16 protein-coding genes are annotated in these 21,296 nt (G+C 71.1%); 4 read left to right on the top strand and 12 right to left on the bottom strand.

What is annotated here, in order from left to right:
• Positions 1-63: 63 nt before the first annotated feature.
• From mqo to UA75_RS05570, 3 genes are all read right to left on the bottom strand, one after another.
• Positions 64-3,075 (bottom strand): malate dehydrogenase (quinone), encoded by a 3,012-nt coding sequence (mqo, locus tag UA75_RS31590; RefSeq protein WP_232251166.1) that lies wholly within the window; start codon positions 3,073-3,075, stop codon positions 64-66.
• 219 nt (positions 3,076-3,294) lie between these two features.
• Entirely contained in the window at positions 3,295-4,458 is a 1,164-nt protein-coding gene (locus UA75_RS05565; RefSeq protein WP_075739339.1) for an L-talarate/galactarate dehydratase, read from the bottom strand.
• A gap of 51 nt (positions 4,459-4,509) precedes the next feature.
• Complete coding sequence (locus tag UA75_RS05570) at positions 4,510-5,844, bottom strand: enolase C-terminal domain-like protein (RefSeq protein ID WP_075739340.1); 1,335 nt, start codon at positions 5,842-5,844, stop codon at positions 4,510-4,512.
• Positions 5,845-6,859: 1,015 nt separating this feature from the next.
• On the opposite strand from UA75_RS05570, the gene UA75_RS05575 reads away from it, so the two are divergent.
• The 3 genes from UA75_RS05575 to UA75_RS05585 are packed head-to-tail and all read left to right on the top strand — an operon-like array spanning position 6,860 to position 10,061.
• Entirely contained in the window at positions 6,860-7,870 is a 1,011-nt protein-coding gene (locus tag UA75_RS05575) for a tripartite tricarboxylate transporter substrate binding protein (protein ID WP_075739341.1), read from the top strand.
• A 38-nt stretch (positions 7,871-7,908) separates the two neighbouring features.
• Complete coding sequence (locus UA75_RS05580; RefSeq protein ID WP_083683931.1) at positions 7,909-8,523, top strand: tripartite tricarboxylate transporter TctB family protein; 615 nt, start codon at positions 7,909-7,911, stop codon at positions 8,521-8,523.
• Positions 8,524-8,531: 8 nt separating this feature from the next.
• Positions 8,532-10,061, top strand: a complete 1,530-nt coding sequence (locus UA75_RS05585; protein WP_075743449.1) for a tripartite tricarboxylate transporter permease — start codon at positions 8,532-8,534, stop codon at positions 10,059-10,061.
• A gap of 112 nt (positions 10,062-10,173) precedes the next feature.
• On the opposite strand, the gene UA75_RS05590 is transcribed toward UA75_RS05585, so the two are convergent.
• The 3 genes from UA75_RS05590 to UA75_RS05610 all read right to left on the bottom strand — a co-directional run bounded on the left by UA75_RS05590 (position 10,174) and on the right by UA75_RS05610 (position 13,940).
• Positions 10,174-10,977 carry a S1 family peptidase gene (locus UA75_RS05590; RefSeq protein ID WP_075739342.1) on the bottom strand — a complete coding sequence of 268 codons (804 nt, stop codon included), beginning with the start codon at positions 10,975-10,977 and terminating at the stop codon, positions 10,174-10,176.
• 701 nt (positions 10,978-11,678) lie between these two features.
• Positions 11,679-12,896, bottom strand: coding sequence for a JmjC domain-containing protein (locus UA75_RS05605; protein ID WP_075739345.1), 1,218 nt, complete (start codon positions 12,894-12,896; stop codon positions 11,679-11,681).
• 225 nt (positions 12,897-13,121) lie between these two features.
• Positions 13,122-13,940: a hypothetical protein gene (locus UA75_RS05610; protein ID WP_075739346.1), complete on the bottom strand. Its 819-nt coding sequence runs from the start codon at positions 13,938-13,940 to the stop codon at positions 13,122-13,124.
• Between the two features lie 156 nt (positions 13,941-14,096).
• Here UA75_RS05610 and UA75_RS05615 point away from each other — a divergent pair, with 156 nt between their 5' ends.
• Positions 14,097-15,323, top strand: coding sequence for a helix-turn-helix domain-containing protein (locus tag UA75_RS05615; RefSeq protein ID WP_075739347.1), 1,227 nt, complete (start codon positions 14,097-14,099; stop codon positions 15,321-15,323).
• A gap of 321 nt (positions 15,324-15,644) precedes the next feature.
• On the opposite strand, the gene UA75_RS32570 is transcribed toward UA75_RS05615, so the two are convergent.
• The 6 genes from UA75_RS32570 to UA75_RS05650 all read right to left on the bottom strand — a co-directional run bounded on the left by UA75_RS32570 (position 15,645) and on the right by UA75_RS05650 (position 21,289).
• Positions 15,645-15,734 carry a phosphopantetheine-binding protein gene (locus tag UA75_RS32570; protein ID WP_157434009.1) on the bottom strand — a complete coding sequence of 30 codons (90 nt, stop codon included), beginning with the start codon at positions 15,732-15,734 and terminating at the stop codon, positions 15,645-15,647.
• Positions 15,735-16,157: 423 nt separating this feature from the next.
• Positions 16,158-16,982, bottom strand: a complete 825-nt coding sequence (locus UA75_RS05630; protein ID WP_075739350.1) for a citryl-CoA lyase — start codon at positions 16,980-16,982, stop codon at positions 16,158-16,160.
• Positions 16,979-18,220 carry a CaiB/BaiF CoA transferase family protein gene (locus UA75_RS05635; protein WP_075739351.1) on the bottom strand — a complete coding sequence of 414 codons (1,242 nt, stop codon included), beginning with the start codon at positions 18,218-18,220 and terminating at the stop codon, positions 16,979-16,981. The genes UA75_RS05630 and UA75_RS05635 overlap by 4 nt, the downstream gene beginning before the upstream one ends.
• Positions 18,217-19,728: a tripartite tricarboxylate transporter permease gene (locus UA75_RS05640; RefSeq protein ID WP_075739352.1), complete on the bottom strand. Its 1,512-nt coding sequence runs from the start codon at positions 19,726-19,728 to the stop codon at positions 18,217-18,219. The genes UA75_RS05635 and UA75_RS05640 overlap by 4 nt, the downstream gene beginning before the upstream one ends.
• Complete coding sequence (locus UA75_RS05645) at positions 19,728-20,306, bottom strand: tripartite tricarboxylate transporter TctB family protein (RefSeq protein WP_075739353.1); 579 nt, start codon at positions 20,304-20,306, stop codon at positions 19,728-19,730. The genes UA75_RS05640 and UA75_RS05645 overlap by 1 nt, the downstream gene beginning before the upstream one ends.
• Positions 20,303-21,289 (bottom strand): Bug family tripartite tricarboxylate transporter substrate binding protein, encoded by a 987-nt coding sequence (locus tag UA75_RS05650; protein ID WP_075743450.1) that lies wholly within the window; start codon positions 21,287-21,289, stop codon positions 20,303-20,305. Before UA75_RS05650 ends, UA75_RS05645 begins: the two co-directional genes overlap by 4 nt.
• Positions 21,290-21,296: the final 7 nt, after the last annotated feature.

The following is a 21,296-nucleotide window of genomic DNA, read 5'->3' on the forward strand; positions in this document are numbered from 1 at the left end:
TCGGTCCGGCAGCCACCCCGTCCCGACCGCCGCCAGCGGTCCGGGCGCCGCCGCGTCCTCGGGTCACTCGGCGGGCAGCACCTTGCCGGGATTCATCAGCCCCGCCGGATCGAGAAGTCGCTTGACCCCGCGCATCAACTCGATCTCCACGGCGGGCTTGTAGTCGGCGAGGAGGTCGCGTTTGGACTGACCGAGGCCGTGCTCCGCGCTGATGCTGCCCGCGAAACGCGCGGTCGAGTCGTAGACGATCCGGGCGAGTTCCTCGGCGCGGGCGCGGAAGACGTCCGGTTCCATGTCGAGCGGCCCGCTCAGGTTGTAGTGCAGGTTGCCGTCGCCGACATGCCCGTAGGTCACGATCCGGATGCCCGGCACGGCCGCTCGCAGCGCCTCGTCGGTCTCCCGGACGAAGGCCGGGATGCTGCCGATGGGCACGGTCACGTCGTGTTTGAGGCTGGGGCCCTCCTGGTTCTGCGCCTCGGAGATCCCCTCTCGCAGGTTCCAGAGCGCGGCGATCCGCGCCGAGCCCTCGGCGACGACGGCGTCGAGCAGCAGCTCCCGGTCGAACGCCGCGCCCAGCGCGGTCTCGAGCGTCGCGTCGAGGCCTGCGTCGGCCATCGGGTCGCTCAGCTCGACCAGGGCGTACCAGGGATGCGCGCCGGTGAACGGGTCCCGCGTTCCCGGCACGTGCCGCAGCACGAACTCCAGGCTCTGCGCGGACATCAGCTCGCAGCCGGTCAGCCGGGGTCCTGCGGTGGCCCGCAGGACGCCGATCAGGTCGACGGCGGCCTGCGGATCGGGCAGGGCGACCCAGGCGGTGGCGCGGCTGCGGATCGCCGGGAAGAGGGTGAGGACGGCGGCGGTGATCACACCGAGGGTGCCCTCGGAGCCGATGAACAGGTGCTTGAGGTCGTACCCGGTGTTGTCCTTGCGCAGCCCGCGCAGGCCGTCCCACACCCGGCCGTCGGGCAGCACCACCTCCAGCCCGAGCGTGAGGTCCCGCATCGTCCCGTAGCGGAGCACGGCCGTCCCGCCCGCGTTGGTCGCGAGGTTGCCGCCGATGGTGCAGCTGCCCTGGGCGCCCAGCGACAGCGGGAACAGCAGCCCCGCCTCCCGCGCGGCCCGCTGCACGTTCTCCAGGACCACCCCCGCCTCGACGGTGATGGTCTGGTTGGCCGGATCGACCTCGCGGACGCGCCGCAGCCGGGTCAGCGAGAGCGCGATCTGGGCGCCGGAGGAGTCCGGGACGGAGCCGCCGCACAGCCCGGTGTTGCCGCCCTGGGGGACCACGGCGACGCCTGCCCGGTGGCACAGGCCCACCACACGCGAGACCTCCTCGGCGCTGCCGGGGCGGACGACGGCGGCGGCGCGGCCCCGGTAGGCGTCGCGCCAGTCGGTGAGGTGACCGCGCATCCGGTCGGGGTCGGTGACCAGGCCCGCCGAGCCGACGGCCTCGTGCAGCCGGACGAGGAGATCTCGGTCGACGGCGTTGCTCACGGGGCTCTCCGATCGGTGCGCCGGGTCGTCCCGTCGGGCGACGGGGCCTCGTCCCGGGGCCGGGCATCCTCGCCGAGCGGGGTCGTCCTCGGCCGGGACGGCGGAGACGGGGACGAGTCCGAGGGTTCGACGAGCCTGCGCGAGTCGCTCTGCTGCCGAGGCCTGGTCCGATCCGAGCACCGGGCTCGCCGACGGCGCCACCTCGCGTAGTCGCGGCCCCCAGTCCGACATCCGCTCCGGGAAGCAGGTCGCCAGCACGTCGATCATCGCCGAGGCCGACGCCGAGGCACCGGGGGAGGCGCCCAACAGGGCGGCCAGCGATCCGCCCGCCGAGACGAGGGTCTCGGCGCCGTAGCCGACCATGGTGCCTCGGCCGCCGACGGTCTTCAACAGCTGGACACGTTGGCCTGCGGTGACGAGTTCCCAGTCCTCGGCGCGGGCGGTGGGCACGAACTCGCGCAGCGCGGCCAGCCGGTCGGCGGGCGACTGAGTCAGCTGCCGGAGGAGATAGGCCATCAGGTCCCGGTTGTCCCGCGCCGAGGCCGCCAGCGTCGACAGATTGTCGACGCGGACCGAACGGACGAGGTCGGTGAGCCTGCCCTCGCGGAGGAAGCGCGGAGAGAACGCGGCGAAGGGACCGAACAGCAGGTGCTCCTGCCCGTCCACCACTCGGCGGTCCAGGTGGGGCACCGAGAGCGCAGGCGCGCCCGGCGCGGCGTGGCCGTAGAGCTTGGCGGCGTGTGCGGCGACCAGCTCCGGTCGGGACGCGCGTAGGAACCGGCCGCTGATCGGGAAGGCGCCGAGCCCGCGCACCTCGGGCACCCGCGCCGACTGGAGCAGCGGCAGCGTGGCGCCGCCCGCGCCGACGAAGACGAAGCGGGCTCGCAGGCCCCGACGCCGGTCGGTCACCCGGTCCCGGACGGCCAGGTGCCACCGTTCGCCGTGCCGGTGGAGGGCCTGCACCTCGTGGTTCAGCCGGACCGTCGCACCCTGCCTCCGCAGGGCGGCGAGCAGCCCGCGCGCGAGGACGCCGAAGTCGACGTCGGTGCCCTGGGCGGAGCGGGTCGCCGCGACCGGTTCCCGCGCGGACCGGTCCCGGAACACCAGCGGCAGCCAGGAGGCGAGGACCGCACGGTCGTCGGAGAAGGCCAGATCGGCGAACAGCGGATGGCCGCGCACCGCCTCGAACCTGGCCCGCAGATACGCCACCCCCTCGGCGCCCCGGCCGAAGCCGAGATGCGGCACCGAGCGGACGAAGTCGCCGGGGGAGTCGAGCAGGCCCTCCTCGACCAGCTGCGCCCAGAAGCACAGCGAGGTGCGGAACTGCTCGGCGATCCGCAGCGCGCCCTCGGGATCGACTGAGCCATCCGGCCTGCGTGGCGTGTAGTTGAACTCGCAGAGCCCCGCGTGGCCGGTGCCCGCGTTGTTCCAGGCGTGGGAGCTCTCCAGACCGGCATCGGGCAGCCGCTCCACCACCGTGATGCGCCAGTCCGGTTGGAGGCGGGCGAGCAGGACACCGAGGGTGGTGCTCATGATCCCCGCGCCGATGAGGACGACGTCGTGATCGTCGGTGTCCGGCACTGTGACTCCTCCTCCTGCGGCCTCGACGGATCGAAACGTGTCCATCCTGTGCCGGGCAGCGGGTCGGCGGCGCGACCGAGGCCCGGGCACAGCGGCGGCCGGTCCGCGCGAACCGCCGAACCGGGCCTGCGTGCCGGTCGTCGGACGCCGGGCGACCGGCGTGGCGGCGCCCTGCGGTACCCGACGCGCACTTCGGGGCGAGGGCGCCGCCCGACGCGCTCAGTACGGTGCGTCGATCTCCACTCGGTCGACGGTCCAGGCGCGGGCCTGCTCGCTGAGGGTGATGCCGAGTCCGGGGCGGTCGGACAGGTGCATCCGCCCGCCCGTGGTCTCCAGCCGCTCGTTGAACAGCGGGTACAACCAGTCGAAGTGCTCCACCCACGGCTCGTTCGGGTAGGCCGCCGCCAGATGGACGTGGATCTCCATGGCGAAGTGCGGCGCGATCTGGAGGTTGCGGTGCTCGGCCAGCGTCGCGAGCTTGAGGAACTGGGTGATGCCGCCGATGCGCGGGGCATCCGGCTGGAGGATGTCGACCGCGCCGTGGCGGATCAGCTCGTAGTGCTCCGCGACGCTGGTGAGCATCTCGCCCGTGGCGACGGCGGTGGTCAGCGACCGGGCGAGGGCGGCGTGTCCCTCGGCGTCGTAGGCGTCGAGCGGCTCCTCGATCCAGACGAGGCCGAACTCCTCCAGCGCGCGGCCGACCCGCATGGCGGTGGGCCGGTCCCACTGCTGGTTGGCGTCGACCATCAGCGGCACCGTGTCGCCGATGTGCTCCCGGACGGCGGCGACCCGCCGCAGGTCCTCGGCCCAGTCGGGCTGCCCGACCTTGATCTTGATGCCGCCGACGCCCGCCTCCAGGGTGCGGGTGGCGTTGTCCATCACCTGATCGATGGACTCGTGCAGGAATCCGCCCGAGGTGTTGTAGCAGCGCACCGAGTCGCGGTGGGCACCGAGCAGCTTCGCCAGGGGGAGTCCGGCGCGCTTGGCCTTGAGGTCCCACAGCGCGACGTCGAAGGCGGCCAGCGCCTGGGTGGCGGCGCCGCTGCGCCCGACGGAGGCACCCGACCACACGAGCTTCGTCCACAGTCGACCGATGTCGCTGGGGTCCTCGCCGATCAGGTCGGGCGCGACCTCACGGGCGTGCGCGAACTGAGCGGGCCCGCCCGCCCGCTTGGAGTAGCTGAAGCCGATCCCCTCCGCGCCGCCCTCGGTGCGGATCTCGGCGAAGAGAAACGCGACCTCGGTCATCGGCCGCTGTCTGCCGGTGAGCACCTTCGCGTCGCTGATGCCGCCGGGCAGCGGCAGGGTCACCGAGGACAAGGTCACCGAGGTGATCCGATCGAGGACGGCGGGGGCGGCGCCTTCCCTCGCGGTGCTGGTCATGGAATGGGACTCCTTCGTCCGAGAACGTCGAGGGGACGGACTGGTGTGTGGTCAGCGGTCCAGGCACGGCCGCTTGGGATCGAACTCCCAGCCGGGCACCAGGTACTGCATCGCCACGGAGTCGTCGCGGGCGCCGAGTCCGTGCTCCCGGTACAGCTCGTGTGCGGCGGCCAGCGCGTCGGTGTCGAGTTCGATGCCGAGCCCTGGGGCGGTGGGCACCGTGATCTGCCCGCCGGAGATGCGCAGCGGGTCTCGGGTCAGTGCCTGACCGTCCTGCCAGATCCAGTGGGTGTCCAGCGCCGTGATCTCGCCCGGCGCGGCGGCCCCGACGTGGGTGAACATCGCCAGCGACACGTCGAAGTGATTGTTGGAGTGCGAACCCCAGGTGAGGCCGAAGTCGGCGCAGAGCTGGGCGACGCGCACCGAGCCACGCATGGTCCAGAAGTGCGGGTCGGCCAGCGGGATGTCGACCGCGCCCGCGCGGACGGCGTGGGCCAGCTGTCGCCAGTCGGTCGCGATCATGTTGGTGGCGGTGCGCAGTCCGGTGGCTCGGCGGAACTCCGCCATCGTCTCGCGGCCGGAGAAGCCGCCCTCCGGTCCCACCGGGTCCTCGGCGTAGGCGAGCACGTCATGCAGGTCGCGGCACAGCTCGACGGCGTCGGCCAGCAGCCAGCCGCCGTTGGGGTCCAGTGTGATCCGCGCGTCCGGGAACCGTCCGGCCAGCGCGCGCACCGCCTCGATCTCCTGCTCTGCGGGCAGCACGCCGCCCTTGAGCTTGAAGTCGGTGAAGCCGTAACGGGCCCGGGCCGCCTCGGCGAGCGCCACCACCGACTCCGGGGTGAGCGCCTCCGCACGGCGCAGCCGCTCCCACTCGTCGGCAGGCTCGGCCTCGGCGACATAGGGCAGCTCGGCGGCGGAGCGTCGATTTCCCACATAGAAGAGGTAACCGAGCATCGGGACGGCCTCGCGCTGCTGTCCGTCGCCGAGCAGCTCGGCGACCGGGACGCCGAGGTGCTGCCCGAGCAGGTCCAGCAGGCCGGACTCCAGTGCCGTCACCGCGTGCACCGTGGTGCGCAGGTCGAACGTCTGCTGTCCCCGCCCGCCCGCGTCGCGGGCCGCGAAGGTCTCGGCGACGGACCGGAGCAGGCGTCCGAGCCGGGCGACGGGCTGTCCGACGAGCAGCTCGCCCGCGTCCTCGATGGTCTGTCGGATCGCCTCGCCACCGGGCACCTCGCCGACGCCCACCCGGCCTTCGCTGTCGGTCACGATCGCGATGTTGCGAGTGAAGAACGGGCCGTGGGCGCCGCTCAGGTTCAGCAGCATGCTGTCGTGTCCGGCGACGGGAACCGCCTGGACGCGAGCCACGGTGGGGGTTCGGCCGGTCATGACGGTCTCCTCCTCGGTTGCGGGTGGGCAGATCGCCGGACTGCGAGGTCGTCCGGAGGGAGCAGCGGCACGGGGTGGGCGTCCTTGGTCCGACGGCTCCGTGCGGCACTCGGGTCGACGCCGCGCGCGGCCGGTGGTCCCGGTCACCGTAGGAAGGCCGACCGATGCCTGTCTAGAAGCCTTTTCGCATAACTCGATGCCGTCAGGGCATCAAGGCAACGGCGGCGGCCGCCGCAGCCCGGTTCGGCCGCTCGTCGAGAGCCGACTCGCCGGCGTGCGACCTCGCGGCCGACGTGGCTCGGCCTGCTCGGTAACGGTCGTCGCGGCCTGGTCGAGACTCAACCGATACCCGGCGGGCTCGTCGGCCCGCATCGTCTCGGCCGGTGTCCCGCGCGGTCCGCCGACCCCTGGGCGAGCCCTCGGGCGGTCTCCCCATCGAGCAGGCCCACCCCCGCTCGGCGGCCCAGGATCGCGGCGGAATCGACGGCGGCAGGCGCGTCGGCCAGCCGGGCCGAGCCCGTCGAGAGTGCCGTGGGTCGAGCCGTCGCCGCACCGGTCCGCGCGTGAGTTTCCCCGGGCGGAACGACGCGGTCTCTGGCGGCATCGCGAGGCGCCGACCAGCGACGACGGCGCTGGGCGACGCGATCCGGCACTGGGGGAACGCCCGCCCGCGCTGGTGATGACCAGGCGATTTCCGGGTGTGCGATGCCGCCTCGTCGATGCCGGGCCCGCCGAGACGATCCAGCGAGCCGACGGCGACCGGGCCCCGGTGCGAGTCTCCCGCCGCGTCGCCGGTCCGCCGCTGGCTCGTGTCCGAGCTGCGACGCCCGCGTCACCCTCGTCGATCACCGGAGTCGCCTCGGGTGCTCCTCATGCCGCGAGAGTATCGATCCATACCGCATCGGATCTGGACAGGTATGACACCAGGTTCCTACTCTTCCCCCGTCCAGGCGCTCGTGACGCCACTCACAGCACCGGCTGCCGGACTGCCGGCTTCTCGAAGAGGAGAGACGACATGACCAGAAGCATCGGCCAGCGCCGGTGGGCGGTGACCGGCCTCGGGCTGGCTCTGACCGTCTCCCTGTCCGCTTGTGGCGGCAACCTCGGGGGCGCTTCCGGAGAAGGCGCCGACTTCCCCGACGGCAACCCGATCAGCATCTACGTCGGTCAGGAGCCCGGCGGCAGCACCGACCTCATCGCCCGTGCGCTGGCCGACGGAGCTACCGAGGATCTGGGCGTGGCGATCACCGTCGAGAACAAGCCCGGCGCCAACGGCACCCTGGCGGCCCAAGAGCTGGCAGGGGACGCGGCCGACGGGCACACCCTGATGATCTTCAACGGCAGCCTCGCCTACATCACGCCGCTCGCGGTCTCCGAGAGCGAGGCCGTCGACATCGCCGACTACGAGATCATCACCGGCCTGTCCCAGGACGACTACATCCTGGTGAGCGCGGCGTCCTCGGACTTCGCCACCGTCGACGACCTGGTCGACGCGGGCCGGACGATCACCTACGGCACCACGGGCGTCGGCACCGGCAGCCAGCTCTCCCAGGCCGCCCTGTTCGCACAGGCGGACGTCACCGCCACCGCCGTGCCCTTCGACGGCGGCTCGCCCACGCTGACCGCAGTGCTCGGCGGCCAGGTCGACGTCGGGTCGATCCAGCTCGGCGAGGCCATGGAGCAGATCCGGGCAGGCGAGCTGAACCCGATCGTCACCTTCGCGCAGGAGCGGCCGTCCTACCTGCCGGACACCCCCACCGCCGTGGAGGAGGGCTACGACGTCGAGGTGCAGCAGTCGCGGGCCGTCTTCGCGCCGAAGGACACCCCGCAAGAGGTCATCGACGCCCTGCGCGCCTCGTTCCAGACGGTCTTCGACTCCGAGAACTACCAGCGGTTCAACACCGACAACCAGCTCACGCCGAACGAGGTCGACGGCGAGGAACTGCGTGAGCAGTGGAGCACGAACCTGACCACCTACGAGGACATGGTCGAGGAGTTCGACATCGACATGGGCGGTAACCAGTGACCGGTCCCCTCGATGAGGCGGATCGCGGCGCTTCGCGCGTGACGGACACGACGGGCGGCCCGGCGAAGGCGGACGTGACCCCCACGCCCACGACGCGCACGGCGGCCGAACAGCGGCAGGCCGCCGAATCGCCCGCCGGGGAGACGCTGGTCGGAACGAGCCTCGGCGAGGCGGTCGCGGCCGTCGAGGAGGCGGAAGAGGAGTACCGCCCGCCGCCCATCGGCTTGGCGGGCAGGCTCGTCACCGCCGTCGCCGTGTTCCTGCTCGGCGTGGCCATGCTGATCGGCTCGGTGTCGCTCGGGGTGGGCACGGCCAGCGCACCCAGCTCCGGCATGTGGCCGATGCTGGTGAGCGTCGTGTTGGTCGTCCTCTCCGCCGCTCTGGTCGCGATGGCACCGAAGGCCACCGACGGCGAGCGGTTCTCCCGCACCGCACTGCTGGTGCTCGCGGGCCTGGCGACCATGGTCGGCTTCGTCGCCGTCATCGAGACCATCGGCTTCGAGATCCCGGCTGCCCTGCTCACCTTCGTCTGGGTTCGATTCCTCGGACGCGAGAGCTGGCGCACCTCGATCATCACCAGCATCGCCGTGACCGTCGCCTTCTATCTGATCTTCGTGGTGGCCCTCTCCGTTCCCATTCCGCACCTGTTCTAGGAGTGTCCGTGGACCTGTCACCGGTCTTGGACGGCTTCGGCGTCGTCCTAGAGCCGATCAACCTGCTCTACTGCCTGATCGGCGTGGTCGTCGGGATGCTGGTCGGCGTGCTGCCCGGCCTCGGCCCCGCCGCCACCATCGCCATCCTGCTGCCCGTCACCCTCGGCATCGAGCCGGTGACCTCGATCATCATGCTCGCGGGCATCTTCTACGGTGCCCAGTACGGCGGGACGATCACCTCGGTGCTGCTGCGGTTGCCCGGCGAGGCCTCCTCGGTGGTGACCGTCTTCGACGGCCATGCGCTGGCTCGCCAGGGCAAGGCGGGCACCGCGCTGGGCATCGCGGCGATCGGCTCCTTCATCGGCGGCACCGTCTCCATCGTGGCCCTGTCGCTGCTCGCCCCGGTGGTCACCGGCTTCGCCCTGGACTTCGGGCCGCCGGAGTACACCGCACTGGCGCTGCTGGGCATCCTGCTGGTCTCCACGATCGGCGGGGGCAACCGGCTCAAGGCCGTGATCGCCGCCTGCGTCGGCCTTCTGCTGGCCACCATCGGGCGGGACGGCTTCACCGGAGTGGAGCGGTTCACCTTCGACAACCTGTCGTTGGCCGACGGCCTGGACTTCGTACCGATCGCCATGGGCCTGTTCGGCCTCGGCGAGATCCTCTACAACCTGGAGGAGCGGCACCGCGCCACGCGGGCACCGTCGAAGGTCGCCAACGTGTGGCCCTCGCGGTCGGACCTGCGGCAGTCCTCCGGCGCGATCGGTCGCGGCTCGGTACTGGGCTTCGTGCTCGGCATCCTGCCCGGCGGCGGTGCCACGATCGCCTCGATGGCCGCCTACGCGGTGGAGAAGCGCCGGGCCAAGCGCCCGGAGCGGTTCGGCAAGGGGGCGGTGGAGGGCGTCGCCGGGCCGGAGACCGCCAACAATGCCGCCGCGACCTCGTCGTTCATCCCGCTGCTGTCGCTGGGCATTCCGGCGAACGCGACGATGGCGGTGATCTTCGGTGCGCTGCTCATCCAGGGCGTGACGCCGGGACCACGACTGGTCTCGGAGGAACCCGAGCTGTTCTGGGGCGTGGTCAACTCGATGTACATCGGCAACATCCTGTTGCTGATCATGAGCATCCCGCTGATCGGGCTGTTCGTGAAGATCCTGCGAGTACGGCCGACGATCCTGGCGCCCATCACGGTGCTGATCACGCTGGTCGGCGTGTACACGGTGCGCAACGATCCGTTCGACATCATCCTGGTGATCGTCTTCGGCGCGCTGGGCTACCTGATGAAGAAATGCGGTTTCGACCCCGGCCCGCTGGTCCTGGCCTTCGTGCTCGGCTCGCTGCTGGAGGACTCGCTGCGGCGGTCGCTGCTGATCTTCGACGGCGACCCGACCGGTTTCGTCACCCGGCCGATCTCCGGAACCCTGCTCGCGGCCTTCGTCCTGGTGGCCCTGCTGCCCGCGATCCGGGCGCTGATCCTGCGCCGCCGCGCGGCACGCGAGCAGGCCGAGATCAAGAACCGGGACGACGAGCTGGTCTAGCCGGACCCCGCGCCGCGAGCAACGCTGCTCGCGGCGCGGCCTTCGGCGTGGGCAGGGGCCGTCGGCGGTGACGGTCGGGGGCGCCCAGCCTCCGGTCCGGTGGTCGGGCGACTCAGACGCCCGCGACGGAGCTGATCCAGTCCCGGTACCGGGTGATGTCGGTGTAGAAGGAGACGGTGGCGCGGTCACTGGTCGAGGCGACGCCCACCTGGTAGTAGCCGCCGTCGACCGGGCTGGTCGCGAACATCGGGCCGCCGGAGTCGCCGCCCGCCGCGATGCCGTTGATCCTGGTGACGCCGATGGCGTCGCCGCCGAGCCAGTCCTGCGCGTCGAGCGTGTGCACGCGGGTGTCGGCGTACTTGAGGTACTGAGACTGGCAGCCCGACTCGTTGCCGGTGCAGGTCGCGCCCCAGCCGTAGAGCTGCACGGTGTCGTCGACCCTGGCGTCGCCCACCGTCCCCAGTGGTGCGTACACCGCGTCGACCGCCTGGTCGATGCGTACCAGCGTGATGTCGGCGACCGGGTGCGCGACGGTCTCGGCGACGCCGACCACCGTCCCGCCGCCGTTCGCGTCCAGGCTGCCGACCCGGAAGGTCGTCGCGCTGGGCGAGCCGACGCAGTGCGTCGCGGTCAGGATCCACTCGGGGGCGATGATGGTCGCCGAGCAGACGGGAGAACCGTTGCTGAACATCCGCGCCGCCCACGGCGCGTCGGTGGCGAACTCGCCGTCGATGATGAACGTCTGCGCGCCGTCGGTCTCGGGAGCCGCGACGGCGGAGACGGGAGCGACGGCGGGGACTTCACCGCCTGCGGCGGTGGCCGGTTCGGCGGCGATGGTGGTGGTGCTCAGTCCGATGACGGATAAGAGCGCGGTGGCGGCTCCGACCATCGTGGGAACTAGGCGATTCAGGCGCATTGACTCGTCACCTCGAAGTCTCGAGAGGGCAGGGGATTGCGACTGCATTCCCAGTCTCTTGGCTTCGCAACAACTCGGACACCACAAGATGGATGCCCGCCGGACGGCGGCTCGGGCTACTCCGAACAGACCAGCGACCGGACTGGGTCAGCTGTGGGATCGAACCGATTCGAGCTGGTGAGGGGGATTCAGCGGGTATCGCGCGGTCCGTCTGCCGGGAGCACGGTGACGGCGCACGGCGAGTCGAGTTTTCGGATCGGGGCCACGGCGGACCGGCGTCCGCCTTCGACATGTCGGTGCGTGACCACGGCCTGCTCGCCGCCCGGCCTGCGCGCCTGTGTCACGTTCGATCCTGATCGGATGGCCATTGCGGACGGGGAACCCGTACGCGCAGTTCATCGTGATGCTCGGCGATGAAGGCCTCGATCGAGCGCGGTGGGCGTCCGGCGGTGACCGCGTCCTCGACGAGTCCGAGCAGTACGTCGCGGCGCGGGTCTCGCGGGTGGAAGCGATGGCGGAACCCGGGGACGTACGCCTTCCTCCCGGCCGCGACGCTGTGCGCAGGATAGGACGCTCCCCGGCCACCGACCGGCACGTCCGACCGTCCAGGTAGATCGCCTCCGGCTCACCGGCCCACTTGATCCTGGCCATGAGGAAGCGCCGACCTTGTTCTGACCGGTCAGTGGCTGCGGGGAGGGCTGTCAGGCGTTGACCGCTGTGGCCGGTTGGCTGGTGGTAGTCGTGCCGTCGTAGCCGGTGGCCAGATCCGCGGTGAGGTCAGCGCAGACCCCGGCACCGGTGAACGCTGCGGCGAGGGCGGCGGTGTCGACGCCGGTGTGGGAGGCGAGATCGGCCAGGTCGGCCGGGTTGCCGCTGAGCAGGGGGCGCAGCGCGGGCAACGCGACGGCCGGGACGGTGATCTTCTTGCCCGCCGCCTGCACGGTCACGATGTCGTCGTCGACCGTTAGTTCCGGCGGGAAGTTGGTCACGCACACCACGGCGCGGGGTGGGCCGAAGATCCCGAACGCGGTGGTGTGCCGGGTGCGGGTGTCCTCGCGGTGGCGGGTGGCGAGGAAGTCCGCCGGGCTGCGCCTGTGCAGCAGGTCGGCGGCGACTGCCGCGAGCCGCTGGTGCTGGTCGGTGTCGGGCCGTTGGCCGAGGTCGACACGGAGCTCGCCGGTGGCGCGGGCTTGGTCGGCGATCCAGGCGAGGTAGTCGACACCGGTGCGTTGCGTGAGGCCGAAGGTGGCATGCAGGCTGTGCCCGTTCCCGCGTCCAGTGCGGGTGGCTTGATGCCACCAACCGCGTGGGATGTGCATGACGTCCCCGGTACGAAGGGTGCCGCTCCATACGATCTCGCCGCTAGGTTCGAGATTCGGTTCGGCGTCACGTTCCATCGGCGCGGGTCGGGTTGGGCCGCGCACCTCCCAGCTCTTGGTGCCGTCGAGCTGTACGACCAGGACGTCATGGCTGTCCCAGTGGATGCCCCACCCAGACGCTTCCTGGGTGGTCAGGTACATGTTGACCCGGGTGTGCTCGCCGCTCCACCAACTCAGGGCTCGGCAAGCGACCTCCAGGGTGGCGTCCAGTGGGGCCAGGTCGTCCAAGACGAGAGTGGCGCCCTGCTCCAGGTAGTGCCCGATGCGGGGCATGGCGGCCATGGAGATCCGGTGGCCGCGGCTGCTCGGGTGCTGGGCCAAGTACTCGCGCGGGTGCAGGTCAGCGCCGTTTCGCAGCATCCGCAGCTGCGGGTTGTGCAGTTCACGGCGGGAGATGAGGTCGAGCAGTCGAGCCGGAGTGAGGAGCCGCGCGCACAGTTCGGGGTCGGGGAGGGTACCGCGGGCGAACTCGCGGCCGAGCCGGTCTGGGCCGGCCCAACCGAAGGCGTGCTCGATGCCGTGCACAAGCCGATGATCCATGACGACGCATCCTCTCCGTTGGCTGTCGGGCTGGGAGCGGTCGGGGCGGGCGCCGCTTGGGCAGCCCGCCCCGACCTGGGGTGCGGGACGGGTCTGGTCAGCCGTCCTTGTTCTCGCCGCTGTCTCCGGTGGCGCCGTCGCCGCTGAGTGCGGTGCGGCCGGTGACGCTGATCAGGTTCTCGACGGTGATCTCCACGGGGTTCACCCCCTTCCCTGGTGTCGGGGTCAGGACAGGTCGATGATGAGCTCGCCTGCGGCCTTGCGGGCTGGCTCGGCCAAGGGGTGCGCGTCGGCGCGCGTGGCGGCCAGGCGCAGCAGATTGCAGGTCACCCAGAGACGGGCGATCCGGCCGGAGCGAGTATCGAGATCCGCAGCGAATTCAGCGAGGACTCGGTCGGCGACCGCCGGGACGGCGAGCGCGGTGGCCCAGAGACAGGCGGCGTCGTTGCCACGCGGGGCCAGTCCCCAATCCGTCCAATCGAGAATCACCAGGCGGGGTCCGGTGAGGTTGCCCCAGTGCAGGTCACCGTGAGAGGTGGTCCAGTCGGTGACCGTGGTGTCGATCTGGTGGACGTCCTCGCCGAGTACCTGGCTGATGCGCCGGGTGATCAGCTCCTGACGGCCCGACACGCGGAACGTGGTGAACCCGCCCAGCGCGGTCAGCGCGGCGCGCAGCTCCGCCCACCAGGCGTCTGGTAGTCCAGGGTCGGCGGCGAGGGTGGCACCGCCGGTGGCGATCACCGACTCGCCGACCAGTTCCATCTCCTCGGCACGCCACACCGTGGTGCCATCCGGATCGCGCCAGGTCGCGGACTGCACCCAGCCGGGCTTCGGCACACCAGAGATAACGGAGGCGGCCTCCGCGCCGACCCAGGATTGGGGCTGGATCCAGCCGGTTCCGCGCGAGGTCACCCGCACCCAGGTGCCGCGGTCGGTGCGATGCCCGGCGGACTCCGCCCACGCCCCGGTCGCGCTCGTCGAGCGGTCCAGTCGGACGTCGAGGCGCCGCTCGACCTCGGCGGCGACGGTCTCGGTCAGGTCCACAGTGGCTCTCCTTTATGTGCTGGTGTCTAGTAGACGGTCGGCGACCGGTGCCGACGATCGTGATTGCGGAGTGTGGGTGCGCCCGCACCGATCGTGGGCACGCTCTTGACCCGAACGGGGCTCCCGTAGTAGCGGCGCGGGGGTGATGATCGTGTCGTGGCCGATGACACCGTGGGGGACGTCCTGCGTGCCGAGCGCCTGCGCCTACGGCTTACGCTGGAACAGGCGGGCCGACTGATCGGGTTCTCCAGCTCGACGCTCTCCCGCATCGAGCACAACCTGCGGCGGCTGGACATCGAGGAGCTGCGCGCGGTCGCGTCCCGGTATGGCATCGCGCCGTCGCGGCTGGGACTCGCTACTGTCGACGATCAACAGCACATCGATGGAAGCGGTGGGCACGTGCAGCGCAGACAGTTCTTGACCGCCGCCGCCGGTCTGGCCGTCCCGTACGCCGTGCTGGCCCGCCTCGATGATGCCCTGGTCGCCCTGCCCGCTGCGCGCGGCCAGGTCACCGAGTCCACTGTGACCGCCAGCATGGCCGTCAGTCAGGCCCTGTTCGACCGGGCGCAGTACACCGCTCTGGTCGCGGGACTGCCGGGCCTGCTGGCCGCCGCGCACGAGCTGGCCGACGTCCACCAGGATTCACGCTCCCAAGCAACGGTCGCGGCCTGCTACAACCTCGCGACCCACACCTTGACCAAGCTCGGGCAGCACCAGGTCAGCCGCCTGACCGCCGACCGCGCCATGAACCACGCCCGCCGCGCAGACTCTCCGCTCGCGCTAGCCTTGTCGGCACGCGCGATCGGCGTGGTGCTGCGTCACGAGGGTCGGCCCCGCATAGCTCAACGGGTCACGCTCGGCGCGATCGGTGCTGTGCAGGCCACCGGGTTGACCGTTCCCGCGGAGCGCGCCGTCCTCACCCAGATCTTGTGCACCGCAGCATATTCCGCGGCCACCAACGGCGACCAGGATCAAGCCGTCGACCTGATCGGCGCGGCCGAGGATGCCGTGTGCGGGCTCGACCGTCCGGTCATCGTTGGCGGCAACGCGGTCACCCCGGCCCAAGTCCAGCTCTACAAGATCGGGGTACACCGGGCCGCCGGGGACTCCAGCCAGGCGTTGGACGCCGCTCGCGGGCTGAGGCCCGAGCATTTCGCCACTGCGGAGCGCCGGAGCCGCCTGCACACCGACCTGGCCCGCGCTTGGTGGATGCACGGCCGTCCCGAGCAGACCGCCGCCGCGCTGCTGGCCGCCTACCACGAGGCCCCCACCGAATTGACCGGCCGCCCGGCGATTCGCCATATCGGTCTCGACCTCGTCCGGCGTCACCCCCACACCTCTGGGGCCCGGGAGTTGCGGCTCGCGCTGCGATCCAGCGTGTAGGTGACCGGCCGCAGCACCGGCCTCTGGAGACCGCCAGCCGCCCCGCCCCCGAGACCTACACCGCCCCGCCTCGCCCCCGGCGTCGGCCAGAACACCTCCGGATGGACGCTTCACCTACAGGCCTGACCATATACATCGGACTTTCGACACGGCCCTTTGCCAGAATCGCCGTGCCCTCGTCACCAGCGCGGTGAACACACTCGGTGAGAGCGTGCCGCCGTCGCGGTCCTTGATGTCGCGGATCTCGACGACGACGCAGCTCTGGTCGCGGCCGATCTCCTCGCGGCTCGCGCCGGGGGTCGTGTGGGACGACGTGATCGATCAGATGGCCGCCACCCGGTTCGCGCTGACCGAGTCGCCGCCGAGGTCGAAGAAGTTGTCGCCGACGTCGATCGTCCGGCCGGCAGTCATGTGAGGTCGGTTCGTGCGCGTCGGATGAGGTCCAGTGACAGATGCGGGCTACAGGTCTGCCGGTGGACTGCGGCCCAGGTCTCGACGTGCGTACGCAGGATGGGATGCTCCCCGACCACCGAGATATGCGGGTCGCTGAGCCCGCGCGCACGACACGCCGAGCGGGAGACCGGCTCCACCACTCTCCCGTCCCGTGCGAACAGCGGTGTCATGTCGAACGGCTTGCGGCGGCCAAGCCTCTTCGTCATCGTCGCCGAACAGGGTTGGCTCGGCTGACACCACACCGCCGCCTGCCCGGCGAAGCTGACGACGCCGTTCGCCACGTGGCGGGGCCGCCGCCACGGCACCGCCACGCCCTCCGCCGCAAGCCTGCGACCGCGCGGACACACCGCGCCGCCGCACCGACTCCGGGCGTCGGTCCGCTCAGCCCTCCGGGTATTCGCGTGTCGGCTCGCCTGTGTAGTCGGCGAGCAGTGGGGGCGGCAGTGGGCCCTTGACCCGGCGGCCCGTGCCGGTCTCTTCCCAGGCGTGGGCCAGGATGCCGACGGAGCGGGCCAGTACGAAGAATCCTCGCGCCAGTTCGGGTTCGACGCCGAGTTCGGCGTAGACGATGGCGGTGACGCCGTCGATGTTCATCGGTGGTCTGCGTGTTCCGGTCGCCAGGGCACTCTCGATCGCGACCCCGGCCCGTAGGTACTCGCCGCTGAGCTGTCCGGCGGTGACTGCCTCCTCGACGAGTCCGAGCAGTACGTCGCGGCGCGGGTCGCGCGGGTGGAAGCGATGGCCGAAACCGGGGACGTACGCCTTCCTCGCTCGGTGCTCCGCGACGACCTCGGCCGCGACCTCGTCGACGTCGCGTCCCGTCTCCGCCACGGTGGCGGCGATGCCGTGCAGCACGGCGACGCACTGCTGACCCGCACCGCCGTGGGTGTCGCCGAGCACGTTGACGCCGTTGGCGATGGCCGAGTTGATCCCGACTCCGCAGGTCACGGCCATCCGCGCGCTCGCGATCGAGGGAGCCTGCGGGCCGTGGTCCACGCTGGCGACCAGCGCCGCCTGGAGCAGCCGCGACTGCGTCTCGGTCGGCAGCGCTCCCTTCGTCAGCAGCCAGATGGTGCTCACGAAGTCGAGCCTGCCGATGAGCTGTTCGATCGGGTAGCCGCGCAGCTCGATCTCGCCCGGGGCGATGCGGGTGACGGCGGTCGACCACCACGCGGTGGTGTCGGCGATGCCGGGGACCTCGGTCATACGGCGTCCTCCTGGTGCAGCCGGGCGATCTCGTCGGGGGCGTAGCCGAGCTCGACGAGGATGTCCTCGGTGTGCTGGCCGAGCGTCGGCGGGGGCAGCACGGGCCTGCTCGGGCTGCCGTCGAGGTGGATGCCGTGCCCGAGGACCCGCAGCGGGCCCGCTCCTGCCTCGCCGGGAAACGGCAGCTCGTGGACCAGCTCGCGGGCGCGGATCTGCGGACTCTCCAGCATCTCCGGCACGGTCAGCACGGCGGCTGCGGGCACGCCCGCCGTGCTGAGTGCCTCCTCCCAGTGCGCGGCGGAGCGGGTGGTGAGGGCCGCCTCGAGTTCGGCGGTCAGGGCGGCCCGATGCGTCTTGCGCGCCTCGCGTTCGGCGAAGCGCGGATCGGTCGCCAGTTCGGGACGACCGATGATCCGACAGAGCAGTTCGAACTGCTGCTGCTTGTTGGCGGCGATGTTGAGTTCGCCGTCGGCGGTGCGGAAGGTGCCGGAGGGCGCCGCCGTGCCGTTGTCGTTGCCGAGCGGGCGGGCCTGCTGATCGGCGATCAGGTGATTGGAGGCGACCCAGCCCATGGCGGTGACGGCGGTCTCCAGCATGGAGACGTCGATCATGCAGCCGGTGCCGGTGCGTGCGCGGCCGAGCAGCGCGGAGGAGATCGCGAAGGCCGCCGCCAGGCCGCCCAGGGTGTCGGCGATGGGATAGCCCGCCCGCAGCGGGGCGGTGTCGGCGGTGCCGGTCACGCTCATCATCCCCGAGACGCCCTGGATGATCTGGTCGTAGGCGGGCTTGGCGCGCAACGGGCCCGTCTGACCGAAGCCGGAGATGGCGCAGTAGACCAGGCGCGGATTGATCCGCTTCAGCTCGGACCAGCCGAAGCCGAGCCGGTCGAGCACGCCCGGCCGGAAGTTCTCGCACAGCACGTCCGCGTTCGCGACGAGTCTGCGCAGCACCTCCCGGCCGGACTCCGACTTGAGATTGAGCGTGATCGAGCGCTTCTGCGCGTTCTGGGCCAGGAACGAGGCGCCGAGCTCCTGCCGGTTCAGCTCCGCCGAGGCGCCCAGCCTGCGGGCGAGATCACCGCCCTCGGGGATCTCGACCTTGACCACGTCCGCGCCGAGCAGCGCCAGCTGGTAGCAGGCGTACGGCCCGGCGAGGACGTTGGTCAGGTCGAGGACCCGGACTCCGGCGAGCGGGCCGGACCCGGCCTCGGGCGGAGTCCCGGACGAATCGTCGTTCATACCAGTGCTTTCTCTTGACGACGTCGCCGAACACGCTGGATGAGCAGGCCGACGACGACGAGCGCGAGCAGGCTGTACAGGGTGATCGAGATCGGGCTGGAGACCAGCGCCGCCGGGTCGCCCTCGCTCACGGCCATCGCTCGCCGGTACTCGGTCTCGGCGAGCGGTCCGAGGATCACGGCGATGAGCACGGGCGCGACGGGCAGCCCGTACCGGCGCATCGCGAAGCCCAACAGGCCGATGGCCAGGACCAGCACGAGGTCCAAGACCTTGCTGCTGGTGGCGTACACGCCCAGCATCGCGAACACCGTGATCCCGGCGTAGAGGTAGTGGCGGGGCACCTTCAACAGCTTGGCCCACAGGGGTGCGAAGGGCAGGTTGAGGATGAGCAGCACGACCATGCCGATGAAGAAGCTGGCCAGCAGCGCCCAGACCAGCTCGCTGGCCCGCTCGAACAGCAGCGGTCCCGGCTGAAGACCGTACTGACGGAACGCCGCCAGCAGGATCGCCGCGGTCGCCGACGTCGGCAGGCCCAGGGCGAGCAGCGCGCCCATCGCGGTGCCCGCCGTCGCGTTCCCGGCGGCCTCGGGACCGGCGACGCCCTGGATCGCGCCCTTGCCGAACATCGGCTTCTGCCGCCGGGAGTCCAGCTTCCGTTCGGCGCCGTAGGAGAGGAAGGTCGGCACCTCGGAGCCGCCGACCGGGATGATGCCGAACGGCACGCCGATCGCCGTGCCCCGGAACCAGGCGGGCAGTGCCAGCCGGAACTCCCGCCGCGACAGCCAGAGCCTGCCGGTGGAGGGGAGCAGCCGGGTGTCCTCCTTGGTGCCCCGGCGGGCGGCGACGTTGAACACCTCGCCGAGCGCGAGCAGGCCGACGGTGATCACGACGATGTCGATGCCGTCGAACAGCTCGGGCAGCCCGCCGGTGAACCGGGCCGCTCCGGATGCGCCGTCGATGCCGACCACGGAGATGGCCAGGCCGATGACGAGCGCGGCGAGTCCTCGGATCACCGACTCGCTGACGACGGCCGAGATCGCGACGAAGGCGAAGATCGCCAAGGCGAGATACTCGGCCGGGCCGAACAGCGTGGCCAGCTGGGCGAGCCCCGGCGCGAAGAAGACCACCAGGATCGAGGCGACGATGCCGCCGATGAACGCGCCGATCGCCGAGGTCGCCAGGGCCTGGGAGGCACGTCCGCTCTTGGCCATCCGATGGCCCTCGATCGACCCGGCGATCGCCGTGCTGTTGCCGGGCGTGTTCATCAGGATGCCCGCGATCGAGTCGCCGAAGAGACCACCGAAGAGCACGCCCGAGAACATGATGAACGCGCCGATCGGGTCCAGCGAGAACGTGACCGGCAGCAGCAGCGCCACCGCCATCGCCGAGCCGAGACCGGGCAGCACGCCGACGGCGGTGCCGAGGACGGCGCCGATGAACACCCAGAGCATGTTCATCGGGGTGAGCACGGTGAGGAAGCCCTCACCGAGATTGACCAGTGACTCCATCAGAGAACTCCCGCCAGGATGCCGGGGGGCAGATTGAGGCCGAGGCCTGCGGAGAAGGCGAGCTGGACGATCGAGGAGATCGCCAGCGAGAGGAAGATGTCGAACACCACGCGGCGGCTGCCCAGCGCCCGGGCGATGCCCCAGAACAGCAGCGCGCCCGAGAGCAGCCAGCCCAGCGGGTTCAGCAGGATGATGAAGACGACGACGGTCGCGACGGCACCGGCCAGGGCGCGGTGGTTGCTCCGCACCCGAGTCGGCTCCTCGTCCGCCGTGTCCACGGCGGCGTCATCGTCGGCGTGCACGGCGTGCGCGACCGGCGGGACGTCGGCGGCCTGCGTCGGCTCGGAGACCTGCGCGGGTTCGGGACGGCGCAGGACGTCGATCGTGAGCAGGACGGCGAACACCACGCAGGCGATCGCGATGATCACCGGGAACAGCTGCGGACCCGGCGATGCGGTGTTGGCCGGCACGTCCATGGTGACCGTACCGACGCCGAGCACGATGCCGATGATCAGCAGCAGCAGCGGGATGATCAGCCCGGTGCGGCGGCGCAGGAAGTCTGCGGCGGTCCGATTCACAGTCCCAGCTCCTCGATGATCGCATCGACCCTGGCCTGGTCCTCGCGGATGAACTCGGTGAAGTCCTCACCGGAGAGGAAGCTGTCCTCCCACTTGTTCCGGTCCAGCGCGTCGGCCCACTCCTGGGTCTGGACGGCCTCGTCGACGACCGCGATGAGCTCCCGACGCTGTTCGTCGGTGATGCCGGGCGGGGCGACCAGGCCGCGCCAGTTGGGGAGAGCGACGTCGATGCCCTGTTCGATGAAGGTCGGGGTGTCGATCCCCTCGACCGGCTCCTCCGCCGACACGGCGAGCGCCCGGACGTTGCCCGCCTCGATCTGGTCGCGGAAGTCGTTGTAGCCGCTGACCCCGATCTCGACGGTCCGCGACAGCAGGGCGGTGAGCACCTCGCCGCCGCCCGCGTAGGCCACGTAATTGACCTGCTCGGGGTCGACGTCCGCCTCGCGGGCGACGAGCCCGGTCAACAGGTGGTCGGTGCCGCCGAGTCCGCCGCCGCCGACCGCGTGACCTTGCGGGTTCTCGCGCCATACCTCGAGGAAGTCTTCGAGAGTCTCGTACGGCGAGTCGGCCGGGACGACGATCACCTCGTAGTCCTCGGCGAGGCGGGCGATCGGCGTGGTGTCCAGCAGGTCGACCGAGGACCCGTTGACGTTGATGGCACCTTCCATCACGGTGCCGGTCATCATCAGCTGCGTCGGGTCGGCGCCGATTTCGACGAACTGCGAGAGACCGATGGTCCCTCCCGCGCCCGGCACGTTGATGACCTGGACGTTGTTGACGACGGCGCCGCCGCGCAGGGCCTGTTGGAACTCGCGGGAGGCGAGGTCCCAACCGCCGCCGGGAGCTGCGGGTGCCATGACCCGGAGGTTCGACCTCGGCGTCGCCCCGGAGGTCGACTGGCTCGCGTCGACGGCGGCGAATCCGGTCAGCACGAGGGTGCTGACCACCCCGAGGACCGAGAGAGCCTGGCGTCTGCTCGGCATGATCACT

This window comes from Actinoalloteichus sp. GBA129-24 (genome assembly GCF_001941645.1).
Lineage (GTDB): Bacteria > Actinomycetota > Actinomycetes > Mycobacteriales > Pseudonocardiaceae > Actinoalloteichus_A > Actinoalloteichus_A fjordicus.

What these genes read in the sequence shown, in the direction of transcription:
- UA75_RS05565 (WP_075739339.1), bottom strand. Translation starts at nt 4,458, where the DNA reads ATGACCAGCACCGCGAGGGAAGGCGCCGCCCCCGCCGTCCTCGATCGG.
- UA75_RS05570 (WP_075739340.1), bottom strand. Translation starts at nt 5,844, where the DNA reads ATGACCGGCCGAACCCCCACCGTGGCTCGCGTCCAGGCGGTTCCCGTC.
- UA75_RS05575 (WP_075739341.1), top strand. Translation starts at nt 6,860, where the DNA reads ATGACCAGAAGCATCGGCCAGCGCCGGTGGGCGGTGACCGGCCTCGGG.
- UA75_RS05590 (WP_075739342.1), bottom strand. Translation starts at nt 10,977, where the DNA reads ATGCGCCTGAATCGCCTAGTTCCCACGATGGTCGGAGCCGCCACCGCG.
- UA75_RS05605 (WP_075739345.1), bottom strand. Translation starts at nt 12,896, where the DNA reads ATGGATCATCGGCTTGTGCACGGCATCGAGCACGCCTTCGGTTGGGCC.
- UA75_RS32570 (WP_157434009.1), bottom strand. Translation starts at nt 15,734, where the DNA reads ATGACTGCCGGCCGGACGATCGACGTCGGCGACAACTTCTTCGACCTC.
- UA75_RS05630 (WP_075739350.1), bottom strand. Translation starts at nt 16,982, where the DNA reads ATGACCGAGGTCCCCGGCATCGCCGACACCACCGCGTGGTGGTCGACC.
- UA75_RS05635 (WP_075739351.1), bottom strand. Translation starts at nt 18,220, where the DNA reads ATGAACGACGATTCGTCCGGGACTCCGCCCGAGGCCGGGTCCGGCCCG.
- UA75_RS05640 (WP_075739352.1), bottom strand. Translation starts at nt 19,728, where the DNA reads ATGGAGTCACTGGTCAATCTCGGTGAGGGCTTCCTCACCGTGCTCACC.
- UA75_RS05650 (WP_075743450.1), bottom strand. Translation starts at nt 21,289, where the DNA reads ATGCCGAGCAGACGCCAGGCTCTCTCGGTCCTCGGGGTGGTCAGCACC.